Origin of the sequence: Persicobacter diffluens, assembly GCF_036244895.1 — a bacterium.
In the GTDB taxonomy this organism is placed as follows: Bacteria; Bacteroidota; Bacteroidia; order Cytophagales; family Cyclobacteriaceae; genus Persicobacter; species Persicobacter diffluens.
The window spans coordinates 1,398,543-1,413,280 of record NZ_BQKE01000001.1 but is presented as its reverse complement, the minus strand read 5'-3'; the positions used below and the strand labels follow the sequence as shown (position 1 = coordinate 1,413,280).

The following is a 14,738-nucleotide window of genomic DNA, read 5'->3' as shown; positions in this document are numbered from 1 at the left end:
TGTTATAAATGCTATTTTTCCAGCTCGATTTGAAACTTATCTTTTCATTATGAATAAAAAATTCTTGTCAGCAGGTATGGCCGTTGCACTTTCTGCAGCACTTATTTCCTGTGATTCTAAAGAAAAACAGCAAGCTGCTACGGCTGATGCTGAAGTCCATGGTATTGACCCTAAAAATATGGACGCCCACGTTCACCCGGGGGAAGATTTCTATCACTTCGCCAATGGCGGATGGGACAAAATTACGGAAATCCCTGATGATCAAACCCGTTGGGGGGCATTCAACGAATTACGTGACCGTAATATCGCCGCTCAGCAGCGCATCATGAAAAAAGCGTTGGAGAACATTGATCAATTTTCAGGAGATCAATTGAAAGCCCTACAGGTGTACCAATTGGGTATGGACTCTGCGGCTATTGAAAATGCCGGAACAGAAAAATTACAGCCTATTTTTGATAAAATCCGTGGCTTGAAGAGCAAAGCAGATTTGCCGCAGCTAATGGGGGAATTGAACATTGTGGGTGTTGGCGGACTTTTCGGTGATTATGTATATACCGACCGTAAAAATTCTCAGGCCACTACTTATTATTTCTCACAAGGGGGCTTGTCTTTGCCTGACAAAGACTACTATTTAAAAGATGGTGAGCCTTTCGCCGGTATTCGTGATGCCTATGTGCAGTACATCACCGATGTATTCATGAAATTGGGCGAAGAGGAGGCAAAAGCAAAAACAGAGGCGCAAACTATTTTGGCTTTCGAAACAGAGATGGCAAAAATCTCCTGGGATCGAGCTAAAATGCGTAATCCTGAATTGACTTATAATAAAATGAGCACGAAGGATTTTGATCAATCTTTCGCAAGCTTTGATGTGATCAAATATTTGAAAGCCGGAGATGTGCCGGTAAATCTTGTACCGGAGGTAGTGGTAACACAGCCAGATTATTTTGTAAACCTTTCCAAAGTATTGGCTGGTGCTGACTTGGAAACTATCAAGGCTTATTTCGAATTCAAAGCGATCAATACTTTCGCTGCATATCTTGATTCAGAATTTGTAGCCCTGAACTTCGACTTCTACGGTAAGAAATTAAGTGGAGCTCAGGAAATGCGTCCACGTTGGAAGCGCATGTTAACCACGGTGAATGGTGTAGCTGGTGAAGGCTTTGGTCAGATCTATGTGAAAGAAGTTTTCCCTGAGGAAGCTAAGAGCATGTTGGCGGCCATGATCGAGAACGTACGTGAAGTATTGGGCGAGCGCATCACCAAATTGGAGTGGATGGGTGACGACACCAAAGCAAAAGCACAGGAAAAATTGGCAAATATCAATGTAAAAATTGGATATCCTGACAAATGGAAGTCTTATGCTGATTTGGAAATCGATCAGACTTCCTTTTTGCAAACCATCATCAACTCGAACAAATTCGACTACTATGACATGTTGAATGACCTGGGTAAGCCGGTAGATAAGAGCAAATGGGGCATGACACCACAAACGGTGAACGCTTATTACAGCCCAACCAATAACGAAATCGTATTCCCGGCCGCTATTTTGCAGCCTCCTTTCTACGACTACAAAGCGGATAAAGCCGTGAACTATGGTGGTATCGGTGCGGTAATCGGTCACGAAATCACTCACGGTTTTGATGATCAGGGTCGTAAATACGATGCCAACGGGAACCAAAATGACTGGTGGACGGAAGAAGATGGTGAGCGTTTTGACGCTTTGGCCAATAAAGTGGTGGAGCAGTATGACGCTTACACCGTATTGGATTCCGTACACGTGAACGGTCGTTTGACTTTGGGTGAAAACATTGCCGATTTAGGTGGCGTAACTTTGGCTTATAATGCCATGGTGAAAGATTTGGAGAAAAATGGTCGTCCGGATGCGATTGACGGTTATTCGCCAGAGCAGCGTTTCTTCTTGTCTTGGGCAACTGTTTGGAGAACTAAATCTCGAGATGAAGCTTTGCGTCAGCAAGTGATGACGGATCCTCACTCTCCTGGTTTCTTCCGTGCAATTGGCCCATTAGGCAACTTCCCTCCATTCCAGGAAGCATTCGATTTGAAAGATGATGCCCCTATGGTACGTAAAGATCGTATCGTCATCTGGTAAGCATCCCAAATTATAATATTTCAAAAAGCGTCTTCAGCAGAGGGCGCTTTTTTTGTTTTGGGGAAATCGCCGCGCTTAGACGCGCCGTCGGGCTCTCGCGGCTCACCCCATCGGGCTATCGGCCCGCTGTGGTTCAAACAAACCCGCTCCATCCCTTTTCCATCTCATTCCGCAAAATTCAGCTTCAATCTAACGATTATAGCCCCCTAAACAAAAGCCCGCAGGAGGACTTGATAAGTCCATTTTTTCGATAATTGACCAATCATCATTCCAAACCTCCTTCACCAATAATGCTTTGAAATGATCATTATTAAAGTAATCCACATTTTTATAGTACCCATGAAATGGGCCATAGCAAATAGTATCTGCTGAATTTTTATTCAAAATAAGTGCCTTTGCTCTTGCTTGCATCAATACTGGTTCCGCACAAGAACTATCGCACTGGCTCAACAAATCTCTGAAAAACAACCCCAGCAGAAACATCTAATTGGTTACTTTTTTCTTTTTTATAGGAGGGTGAAATACGCCGAGAAATGAGTCACAATTTTCACCATTCACAGAGGTTGCAAAAGGGTCTTCTACAAAGTCAAACCGACTTCCCTTGGGCTATTTTGGTATATAGAAAATAATATCAGACCTATCAACATACCCAATAAAGCTTTACCTCTAGATCTGTTCACATTATTTATGCTTTTAGTTTGACCTTAATATAAACTTTTCCAACCGAATAAGCCGCTTCCCTCTAAAAAGAATTCAGAAGGGATTAAAGTATACAACAACGCTTGCTGAGTTTATCGAGGCATAATGAGACCCAACCGCTCAGCAAAATAATATCGAAATCCCTCCAAATGCGCATCTTAAAATTCATCCCTTTTATTCCTTTATAGTACAAGCCCTTCAGGCTTGGGTTACAGAGGGGAACCTGTATCGATGGTTTTTCACCCATCGCTATTTTGTAACACTCCTTTGGGGTGAATGAATTTTGTTGATCAAATACCTCGAAGACCTTAGTGCTACAGCGAGCCTTGTGGACATCAAAAGACCAACTGCAAAATTCCCTGGACTGGCCGTAGAGACCATCTTGACCTTTTCGAAAAAAATACTCATCTTATTTGCATGACTAAACTCCCCACTATTTCCATTATCGCGGCTATAGGACAAAACCACGAGCTTGGTGTGCATAACAAATTACCGTGGAGTCTTCCCAGAGACACCGCCTTTTTCAAATCCATGATCGCTTCCCGCCCAATGATTATGGGGCGGAAGACGGCATTGTCTCCGGATATGGAGCTTTCAGGGATTCAGAACCTGATCATTAGCCGGGATCCCCAATTTAAGCTGAATGGATTTCAGTCCCACACTAAAATGGAAACTGCGATCCAAAGCCTCCAACCTCATTATTCGGAAATATTAATTGGTGGTGGGGCTCAAATCTATGCTGCTGCACTGCCCATTACGCAAAGGCTCTACCTTACCCATGTGCATGGAAATTTTTCGAAAGCGGATGCCTTCTTCCCGCCATTGGACCTCCATCAATGGCATAAAGCCAAGAGCGAATTTTTCCCCGCAGATGAACAGCACTCCCACGCCATGGAATTTGCTATATACGATCGTATATAACCTGAATTATGCCTGCTTAAATTCTCGTTTAGCTGCATTGGTGAAAAATGAAGGAATTTTTCCTGTTCCGAGTTTTTTCTAACGGGCAGATGAAGGAGGAAAAAGCAAGCTTAGCCCAATGGGGGCTATTAAAAATCAAAGAAAAACAACTGCAATCAATTGCTATTAGGACTAATATATTGCTTTAATAAATGCTGCAGTGAATAATTCCGAATAAAAAAAGACTGCTCCCTTTGAAGAAGCAGCCTGTGGCGAAGTGACCTATTTCTATTACCACCTCGCCCGACCCACTATTTGTATTTTCCCAACAATTACTGAAGTAAGCTCATTTCGATAAATCTGCTAAAAGCGTTCAACAATTGTGATGCTTTTCTTTCTAAATAATTGGATATCGCTTCTGCAATGCTTCGGATTCGATACAAATTTTATTTTCCAAATACCTCTTATAGCTCCAGCACCGGCTCCACCATTCTTTTAATATTAATATAGTGCACGCCCATCAATCCGGAGTTAGCATCCGGCTTGGCCTCTACAAAACGGAAAACCAATCGGCCACCTGCGGCATCGCCCTGAATCAGAGAAAGCCATTCCTCCGAAGAAGCTACGTCAATATTATGCAGTTTAAATTCCGGATTTACGGTATCCTCTTCACTGCTTTCAATGGAAGAAAAGAATGCGTCCCAGCCGTCCACAATGGCTCTTCTTTCGGCTAAGTCTACGGACAACAATTGCTGAAATTGTGCTTCGGTCACCCAGTAGCCTTCCATATATTGCTGATCGGGTACTATCGCGCCATTGGAATAAAACTGGGCCTGCAGACCAATGCTCGTCAATCTTTCCGAGGGAATAAGATCCGTAAACATCAAATGTTCATAGAAATCACCAAAAGTGGTACCTACCTTATTATTAATATATTTGAGCACCCTTTTGCTGTCAAAAACATGGTTGAGCTTACTTTCCAAAGCAAATCCCCATAGACTATTGCCTGCTTTTATTTCCAGTGGTGTTGCCGGATAAATCTGCATAGTACGCATGTGCGCCAAATGAATCTCATTAAAATCATTCACCAGGAATGGATCAAAAACCTCATCCCCTGGGAAATTATACCCATTAAAGAAAAACACATTTGCCCCGGCCCAATGACTGATACTGAAAGGAATGTCATCCGCAATCGGAATGATTTTGATTGCTCTCTCCAATTCAAATCGGGTCTCCGCAGAATCAAGCGCATCATTCACCACCTGCAAATGCAGTTGATATTTGGTTTCGGTATATGCTTTTTGAGTAAAGATGATTTGCCCATTTTCCGACAGCGCAAAGGAATCTGTCGGATGCAAAATGGTGGTCACATTCAATGGATCGCCTCGATCAATCGTCAAAATTGACAGCGTATCCTCTTCCGGCTTCAATTGCGTATCCACCCAGAAGGTATAAGCCTCCTGTGCAGGCAACATTTCAATAAAAGCAGGTGGCAACACCCGTAATCGAATGGCCTCCGGATTGGTAAAACTGTTCAAATCATTCTGTACATGCACCGATAACTGGTAATCCCCCTGTGGCAGGGAATCCTGACCACTTAACCGTACCACCCCGGTATTTTGATCAATCTCAAAATAGTCCGAAAGGGCAATAGTATCCGTTGGACTTATGCTTGCGGAATCCAAAAAATAGGACAAATTCCCACTCGCTCTCACCTTCGGATCTCCCGAGGTCCACACCTCCTTGGGAGAAATATTCATTTTATAATGCTGATAACCCACATAGTTCACCCGCTCTTCCAATGCAATTTCATTGGTGAATTCCTCACAAGCCAAAAGTGGCAAAAAGAGCCATAAAAATTTATAGTATTTCATCTTCTTGTCTTTAAAAAATTATTGCCAATCAGGGTGCTGTTCAATGTTACGGTTTAGGTTAATTTCATCTTCCGGAATCGGAAAAACCTCATGCTTCGCCTGCACATTTTCCCCTGGTGCTAAAAAATGTAAACGGCTTTCTCCATGTACTTCCTGCGCGTATTGATACACCTTTTGAATACGCTCACTAAATTCTCCCCAACGGACAAGGTCGAATCTACGGTGCCCCTCAAAGCACAACTCTCTGGCACGCTCATCCTTAATTTCCTCCAGGAAAGTTTCCGGAGAAAGGCCTATTCCTCTTTCGGTCATTCCCTCTACCACCCCTGGGAGGCCTGCCCGCATCCGTACTTCATCTATGGTTTGAAGGGCTTCCGGGTTCAGGCCTTTCCAGGCATTCAGCGCCTCGGCCTTCATGAGTAATATATCCGAATATCGTAACAGGGGATAATCGAAAGAAGTGGAATTACGATCCAGAAAACCCTCCTCATAAAACACCACATAATCCTCATCCGGAATTTCCAAATCCAGACCGGCGCGTCTCCACTTGCCTATGGCAAAGTTGGTTTGATCCCCTATATTATTGTATTGATAAGTTTTAAACTCATCATCATAGCTAATATTATAGGCGGCAATATTCCACTCAAACCTACTGTCCCGGGTTGCATCAAAAAGATCCGTCATCCAAGGCGTTACACTTCCCCGGGAATCGGCAGCAGGAAGTGAAGGACTCACATTGGGGATTTTCGGGCCAATCCACTGCCCGAGCATTCCCCCCATATTCCGAATATCTTCCACCTTGAACACCACATCCCAAAGGATTTCCTTGTCAATATTCCGTTGTTGAATCTGGTTCAGGAATACCGTCCGATAACTGGGCAACAATTCGTGTTTGCCGGAAGATATCACCTGATTACAGTGAAAAACCGCCATTTCATAACACTTCATTTCCCCCACATTACCCCCTTGTAATCTAGCTCCTGCAAGCGTCAAATAAACCCGGGCGAGTAACCCATGCGCCGCCAACTTTCCTACCGCACCATGGTTCCGCGGACTTTCTGGCAGTAAGGCGATGGCCGCATCCAAATCATCTATAATCTGATCGTAAACCGAAGTGGCAGGACTATTGGGCATGTGCAGTTGATCGGGCGTAAGGGCATAATCCGTAAAGGGCTCCAGCCGTAAGGGTACATGCTCATAAAGACGTACCAAATTAAAATAGAACAATGCACGCAAAGCCAGGCCTTCTCCCAAATATGTTTTACGTTGCAATTCACTCAGGCCGTCAATCTCTCCCCGGCCTTCCATATTGTAGATGAAGTCATTGGCAAAGGAAATTCCGCGGTAAGAATCCGTCCAGATGTCATTCACCTCTGGCGTGTAGCGGTTAAAGGTATGGCGGGCAATCAAAGCGCCCAGCGTATTATCTGAAGCCTTATTCAAGACGATTTCATCTGTTCCCAAAGAAAGATTGACGGATAAATTCCGACGATAAAGCGGACGAAGGTTTCCATAAACCCCGACCAGGCCCATCATCGCCTGATCTGCAGTGGCATAAAAATCTTTCCGCTCATATTCCCGTACCGGATCCAAATCCAAAAAGCTACAGGAAGGCAAGCATCCTATCAAAAAAAGGATGGCCAGTGATTTAATATTTATAGTTTTAAAAGTCATCATTATTCAACATTTAAAAACCCATATTCAAACTCAAATTATAAGATCTGGCGCGGGGATAAGCTGACCAGTCAATACCCGAATACATCGGGTGATTCTTTACCGAGACTTCCGGATCATAACCCGAATAGTTGGTAAAGACATAAGCATTTTCAACAGACAGCGCAATTCGGAAGCTGTTCATCTTCAACTTTCTCAAAGTTTGCTTCGGCAAATTATAGCCCAGGGTGATATTCTGAATGCGTAGGAAGGAACCATCCTCCACAAAATAGGTGCTGGCCAGTCGCCCATTATAAGTCGACATCCATTCCGTCATACCAGAGCCCCAAACTCCGGACTCAATGGCATTATCCGGTGTCCATCTATTGCCTACTTCCGCCATATAATTTCTGTTCTGTTGCTTATTGGCAATCCCTGCTTTGGAACGGTTAGCGTTCAAAACATCATTTCCAAAAGACCAGTTCATGAAAATACTCAGGTCGAAATTTTTGTATCTAAAAGTATTGGTCAACCCACCATAATGAATCGGATGAGGATTTCCAATCACCGTCCGGTCATTTTCATCAATGACATAGTCCACCACATTACCATCGGCATCTACCTCACTATGAACATTCTTATATTTTGGCATTCCCGGCCCAACAACACTCCCCCCGTCTTTGACATATGGGACGCCGGGCTTAGGCACCAATTGCCCGGAATTCGGATCACGGTAGAAGTCATCCATTTGATACAAGCCATCATACACATAACCATACATCTGTCCCACTGGCTGGCCTACGATCATTGCATAGTAGTTTTCCTCTGCGAAAAAAGCACCTCCAAAACTTGGGGCATAATAGCGGTATTGCTCGCCATCGCTGAGACTCAACACCTCATTCTGGTTGAAGGTAATATTGAAATTAGTCTCCCAACGAAATTGGTCTTTTTCAATATTGATCGTTCTGATATTCAACTCAATCCCTTTGTTGGCAATAGAACCAATATTTTGCGTCAATTGGGTATAACCGGTAGAAGGGCTCACCTTAGCTCTGAGCAAAAGGTCATCTGTCGTTCTGTAATAAGCATCCACATTGGCATAAATGCGATTGTCGAAAAAGCCAAAGTCGGTCCCGACATTCAGGGTTCTGGAAGTTTCCCATTTCAAATCCGAATTCGCCAAACTGTTTTGGCCTGCTCCCAATTGGTATCGCCCATTAAAATACGCACCATTCGTCACCACCACGGTCGACAAAGCATCAAAAGCACCAATTCTTGAATTACCGGTTTCTCCATAGGAAACACGGAATTTCAAATCGTCAAATACATTCAAATTCGCAATAAAGGGCTCATCCCCTGCCTGCCAGGAAAAAGCGGCGGAAGGGAAATAACCAAAGCGATTTTTTGCCCGAAATTTGGAAGAGCCGTCCGCCCGAATGGAAGCCGTCAGATTATACTTGCCTTTAAATCCGTAAATCACACGCCCCAAGGAGGCCAGCATGGTACTGCGATTAAAATTGGAGGTATTCATCTGTGGACTCACGCCCAAATTCATATTATTCCAACCGAAATCATCCGTGGCAAAATGGTTAGAAGCCATGCGGTTCACAAAGGAGGAATTATATCTAAATTCCTGAACGGCTGTCAAATTCAAGTTATGATCTCCCTTTTTAAATTTATAAGTTAACTGATTAGAATTACGCCAATCCAGGCCTTTTCTATTTTCAATATTTCCACTGATGCCGGAGGTTCCTCTATCAGCCTGATTGGTTCCGCGATTATAGAACAATTTATTTTCCTGCAAAGCAAAGGTGTAATTGAAGTCGGTACGGAATTCCAGGCCTTTCAACAACTTCAACTTAATAAAGGCAGAGGCCAGGAACTGATCATTAGCGCGCTCACGATCCGTATTTTCCAAAGTTTTATTAGGTGGAAAAAAGGCGTTGGAAACATCCTCCAGCTCATATTCATCATCTGAACCCGGGTTTTGACCAATAGGCCAAACCGGACGATAGGTTAAAGCCTGTGTCACCACATTGACAGAATTCCCGGTAATATTCATTCCTTTCTGAAGGCTATGGGTATAACGGAAATTCAAGCCCATATCCATCCAGGGCTTCACCTGCTGATCCAATTTCAGAGCAGTGGTAAATCGTTGATAATCGGATTCAATTAAGGTGCCCTCCTGCTCGCGGTAGCCAGCGGAAAAACGGAATTTGGTTAAATCAGAGCCACCCGCAATGGACATATTATAATCCTGCAATAGTCCCTGACGGAAAATCTTATCCTGCCAATCCACCGCCTGCACGTCACGGTATAATTCCTCTGATCCGTAGGAAGACGTTCCTCCATTGATTTCATTCTGCAACCTCACGAATTCATAAGCTGAAAGCGTCTCGTAACGTCTTTCCTGAGGGATTTCAGAAACCCCAAAACGGGCTGAGAAATTCACTTTCGGAGAACCCTTAGTACCGGACTTGGTGGTAATCAATACCACCCCATTAGAACCCTGCGCACCATATATCGCTGCCGCCGAGGCATCTTTCAAAATGGTAATATCTTCAATATCATCCGGATTAATGCCCTCCATAAATTCCGGATCCTCAATCGGAAAACCGTCAATGACATATAGCGGATTACCATCACCGGTAATGGTTCCGGCACCCCTTACCTGGATGGAAAAAACATTTCCGGGCGTACCATCTGCCGCGGTGATCTGCACCCCGGCCATTCGGCCCTGTAAAGCCTGCTCAAAAGAACCCGCTGAGAAATCCTTCAGGTCTTTCATACCAACGCGTTGCACCGAACCGGTCACATCCCGGGCCTGCACTTCCCCATAACCAATCACCACAATTTCCTCCAGCTCCTCTACATCCGGGCTCAGCTGCACTTCCATAATGGAGCGTCTCAAAATAGGAATTACCTTCTCCTCATAGCCCACATAACTGAAAATAAGTTTCTCTTCTCCTTTAACTCTAAGTTTAAATTTTCCATCAATATCTGTAATGGTTCCATTGGAAGTTCCCTCTACCCTAATGGAAACGCCGATTAGAGGAGTAGCACTTTCATCCGTAACTGCTCCGGCTAACATATAAAACTTCTTCTGGGCCTCCGCCGATCCTAAAGTAAGGCACCACAAAAGGAGTCCACAGATTACTCGGTAGATATAGTAGTTTTTCATCTTGAATTATTTTATAGTGCTTACTTCTTTGCGCGAATTTCCCATTTCTCAATCGCGGGACGAGCGTCATGGGCTTCATCATAGGGGTTCATCAGAACGGACTGCAAGGCCAATACAATTTCCTGCCCCTGAAAAGCTTCGGGTAGCGCATAAGTTGTCCCATACTCTTCATAAAGTTCTGCATCAATCGGAAATGCGACATCATTATAACCATTCACCAAGAGCAAATCGGGGATGATATTTTCCTCGACAATGGACCAGGCAGAGAGATCCGGCTGTTCCGCATTGAATTCCGAAGCCCGGCACACCAATAGGCGGAGCGAATGGTACTTTTCAGCCGTAGTCCAGGAGGCCGCATTGGCAAAAATAGTACCCTTGATATAGGTGGTCAACGCACCGGGATAGGCAGAAAGGTTTATCGCATCGGTAAACAAATAATTTAATCCTTCATTTTTGGACTTGGCCTTGGACATGGCCAGTTGAATTTCCTCTCCATTCGAGTCCCGCTTCATTCGGCCAAACCAGCAGTAATGCCATAATGGATTACCCGCTTCTTCTGCCCCTAAAAGGGTCGTACTATAATCCATTTCCTTTAGCTGCCCTTCTTCCTCCCATTTCAACACCGTAGTATAATCACCAGTATAGGTGTAAGAATGCGTATTAATCAGACCATTCTGAGCGCGATCGGCAATCTTATGGTTGGCCTGAAAGATCATCCGGCCTATATCCGCCCCGATGCGTTCCATGGTGATGGCCGGGCTAATGGTGATGGTATCCAGGGCATTGGAAACAATCACAGTAAGCAGTTCTTCCTCCACAAAATCCGGTGATACCTCTTCCGCAACTTTTAGGGAAATTACACCCGTTGTCTCGTTAATTTGGTAGGCGCCATTATAGTGATCCGGGAAACGAAACTGATAAGGCCCACCACCACGCACACCGGGCATGGCCGTGGCATCAGTCACATCATCGGCGTAAATAGAATAAGTAGAGGGAGAATACTTTAGGCCACTTACCGGGCCTTGCCCGATCCGAACCGCATAGGCCTCAGGAAAAACTTGCCAATCCCCTTGTTGCTGATGCTTCATCTGAACACCAATTTGATATTCTCCCGGTAGCAATCGGTTAAAATCATTGAGGCTGATCACTCCAGAATTGGAATCCACGGAAATATTCTCATGAAGGATTTCATCTTGATTTTCCAAAAGTGCAAACTGCATTTGACTGCCTCCTCTCCAGCTTGGAGGATCAGAAAAATACGCATGGCCACTAATGATTTCATAGTCTGGCAATAAGGGAATATAGCGCAAATCTTCGGGGACACCCTCATAAGGGTGTATCTGGACATCGGAAGCACATCTAGAAAAAGTACAAAAAGCTAACGCCCAAAACAAAGATCGCCGCCATAGGGGGGTAAACCGCTTCTTCATATTTAATAAGTAGGTGATAAAAAAATAATTACCGATCCAGACTCACACAGGCCTATATGAGTTTGAAAAATTCGACTTTCGCAAAAATCAACCTCTTTTCATCAAGGCATATGCGATATTCTACAAAAAATAGCTTGTCCGCAAAAAATTAGATAAAATTACCCACCATACCGATAGATTAAAACCGAAAATGAGGTATTAAAAAAACATAAAAAAATCAAAGGTAATCCGGCTTCAGCACGCATAATTAGCCTTTTGAACTTAAAAGGAAAGAAAAAAAACATTGGGGAATTTCACCAAACAACCTCTCTAGATCCAACACTCCTTTTGGTTATTCCTCCGCCTAGAAAGAGGCACCCATCATGAAGCCGCTTCAATCACAACTTACAATATTACCATTTCAAGCTTTTGAAATTTCCTGAAAAGGAATTATCCCTTAACCTATATGACCGCTTAACCCTAATTATTCACCACTAGTTTCAGAATCCACCGTAAGAGACTACTTATCAATTTGTTGTCATTTAGCCTACCAAATTTCTAATAGCCCAAATTGGGCTTGGCTTGCTTTCTCCTCATTCATCTGCATCGTTGGAAAAAACTCGAAATAGGAAAAATTCCTTCATTTTTTCCGCCTGGCAGCTAAACAAGGATTTTAGCATGAATAATCCGGGTTAAAATTGACAAAAAAAAATCCCGCTGATCCGAAGACCAGCGGGATGATTTATTTAAAGTTCTTGGGGATTATTTAATTCCCAATTTCTTTTTCATGTCTTTTGACAAGGCATCTTTGTGCAATACGTAGTTCATTGTCTTGTACTTGAAGTACGCTTCAGAACAGTAGAAGTAACCGTCACAGTCGTTGGTTTTACCCCAAGAGTTCTTTACGATGAAGTATTTTGATCCGTTCTGATCTTTTACCAAACCAGTGATGTGCATACCGTGGTCATCAGTAGTTTCATAGTTATCGTAAGCTGCCTGACGCAATTCTTGTGTAATTTCTTTCTCTTCCATTGGGCGGTCAAATGCGTTGGAAGACTTTTCAGCACCTGCATCAGAGAAGTTACGGTTATCACGACCACGCTTCTCTACCTTGATTCCATCACCCGGTACAATCGCCAATCCGTCACGGTAGCTGAAACCTGCCTCTGAAACGTCCGCTCCCCAAGCAAAAGAATAACCCTTATCAATTGCACCTTCTGCAATGGCCAACATCTCATCCATCGTTACATTGTAAGAGGATTTCCACGCCCAGTTATCAGGAATAGCAATGATGAATTGCTCATAGAATGGGTGGTGCGTGTAAGAAGTAATGGAAACATACTCATTCAATGGCAATTTCAAAGATGCCAAATAAGATTCAGGTGTAAACTCTTTGCCATCCACTTCAAAAGTTTCAGGACGAACACCGAAATAAGCATCCAATACGCCATTAATAGCATCTCTCCATGCTGGGGATAATTTACCCGATTTATTCTCAATGAAAGTATCACACATGCTTTTCAACAAACTTTCCAATTCTGCATGATGACGACGCTCTCCCTGACCTTCGATATTTCCTTCGTAAACCGACTCCGGCACGATACCATAGCTTGACATTACATAAGGAATATCGTGGAAAGCTCCACCCTCACCAAAGTTGGTTTTTCCATGCATGCGGATATATTTTTCCGCTTTCATGAAGTAGGCATTACGCACGATCCACATTTCGGAAAGATTTACTTCCTGACCTGAAACGCGTTTTACTTCAGCGTTAAAATAAGACAAAGCCGAAAATGACCAACACGTACCAGTTCTCCACTGGTTCTTCACTTCTCCACCTTCCAAATCTTTGATGGTAGTGAATTCATAACCACCATTCTCTTTGTTAGTCTTAACTTCCTGCGCCTGCGCAGCAAAACTTACAGAAGCACCTAATGCCACTGTCGCCAATGCGTTTTTCAAAAATCTACTCATAAAAAGAAAATTAATCAGGCGGGCGGTCACCAAGGTTGAAAAACTACCCCCATGAACCCCGGATTCCGAAAAAAATCAGAACACCACAAATCTCAGACCCCCAAGCCGTCATTTTTTTTAACAATAGCGCGAATATACTACATCCCAATGAGCTTGCCCAAATCCCACAAAAGTAATTATGAAATATTGTTGCATTCATTCAAATTATAAGTCCCCTCTAATCCCGATTTTTTATGAAGCCAGCCTACTGCCCCTTTTCTAATCTGCTAAAAATGATTATCTTCTGATAACCCAAAATAATTTTCCAACAGTTGAATTTTTATTCGACTTCAAAACCCAAAACAGATGCAAAACCTCGCCAATGCCATGCTGAAAGAGTTTGGCAAAACGGAAGTACCGATGATCGGCTTTTGTGAGCCAGAGATTTTAAAAATTTCTGCGGAAGAAATAGCGGTCAGAATTCCCCTGAACGATCGTACTAAAAACCACCTTCAATCCATGTATATCGGCACCCTAACCGTTGGGGCTGATATTGCAGGAGGCTTACTGGCCTTCTCCATGATTAAGCAAATGGACTTGCCCATCGATTTAGTGTTTAAAGATTTCAAAGCTGATTTCCTAAAACGCCCAGAAGCGGATGTAACCTTTAGATGTACGGAAGGGGCAAAAATCCAAAAGATGGTACAATCCACTATGTCTGATGGAGAGCGGGTCACGGAACCCATCGCCATTACCGCCTACTGCCCGGACAAATTCGGAGAGGAAGCAGTGGCAACATTTATCCTGACACTTTCCCTCAAAAAAAGAACATAATATAAAGCAGAAAAAAAGGGGCGCCTGAACCAAGCGTCCCTTTTTATTTTCTAATTAATTCCCCACCTTCCAAAGCAAATTCGAATTATTGAAATTCTCCTGCAGATGATCTGCTTCGGAATCTG

9 protein-coding genes are annotated in these 14,738 nt (G+C 43.5%); 3 read left to right on the top strand and 6 right to left on the bottom strand.

The genetic code is table 11. The features are described from left to right. The first annotated feature begins 49 nt into the window (after window positions 1-49). The gene (locus tag AAA970_RS05910; RefSeq protein WP_338236331.1) at window positions 50-2,110 is read left to right on the top strand and encodes a M13 family metallopeptidase; all 2,061 of its coding nucleotides are present in this window, start codon (window positions 50-52) and stop codon (window positions 2,108-2,110) included. Window positions 2,111-2,299: 189 nt separating this feature from the next. Here the strand turns inward: AAA970_RS05910 and AAA970_RS05905 are convergent, their stop codons facing one another. Further along, window positions 2,300-2,521 (bottom strand): hypothetical protein, encoded by a 222-nt coding sequence (locus AAA970_RS05905; RefSeq protein ID WP_338236330.1) that lies wholly within the window; start codon window positions 2,519-2,521, stop codon window positions 2,300-2,302. A gap of 705 nt (window positions 2,522-3,226) precedes the next feature. Between AAA970_RS05905 and AAA970_RS05900 the strand changes: the two genes are divergently transcribed. Continuing rightward, entirely contained in the window at window positions 3,227-3,730 is a 504-nt protein-coding gene (locus AAA970_RS05900; protein WP_338236329.1) for a dihydrofolate reductase, read from the top strand. 443 nt (window positions 3,731-4,173) lie between these two features. Here AAA970_RS05900 and AAA970_RS05895 read toward each other — a convergent pair whose 3' ends face one another. From AAA970_RS05895 to AAA970_RS05875, 5 genes are all read right to left on the bottom strand, one after another. Beyond that, entirely contained in the window at window positions 4,174-5,583 is a 1,410-nt protein-coding gene (locus tag AAA970_RS05895; RefSeq protein WP_338236328.1) for a hypothetical protein, read from the bottom strand. Window positions 5,584-5,601: 18 nt separating this feature from the next. Continuing rightward, a complete protein-coding gene (locus AAA970_RS05890) occupies window positions 5,602-7,260 on the bottom strand; it encodes a RagB/SusD family nutrient uptake outer membrane protein (RefSeq protein WP_338236327.1) in 1,659 nt (552 codons plus the stop codon). A gap of 10 nt (window positions 7,261-7,270) precedes the next feature. Continuing rightward, complete coding sequence (locus tag AAA970_RS05885; protein ID WP_338236326.1) at window positions 7,271-10,417, bottom strand: SusC/RagA family TonB-linked outer membrane protein; 3,147 nt, start codon at window positions 10,415-10,417, stop codon at window positions 7,271-7,273. Window positions 10,418-10,437: 20 nt separating this feature from the next. Then, window positions 10,438-11,847 (bottom strand): hypothetical protein, encoded by a 1,410-nt coding sequence (locus AAA970_RS05880; RefSeq protein ID WP_338236325.1) that lies wholly within the window; start codon window positions 11,845-11,847, stop codon window positions 10,438-10,440. 741 nt (window positions 11,848-12,588) lie between these two features. Continuing rightward, entirely contained in the window at window positions 12,589-13,800 is a 1,212-nt protein-coding gene (locus tag AAA970_RS05875) for a C1 family peptidase (RefSeq protein ID WP_053406875.1), read from the bottom strand. Between the two features lie 345 nt (window positions 13,801-14,145). Between AAA970_RS05875 and AAA970_RS05870 the strand changes: the two genes are divergently transcribed. Then, window positions 14,146-14,613, top strand: a complete 468-nt coding sequence (locus AAA970_RS05870; RefSeq protein WP_338236324.1) for a PaaI family thioesterase — start codon at window positions 14,146-14,148, stop codon at window positions 14,611-14,613. Window positions 14,614-14,738: the final 125 nt, after the last annotated feature.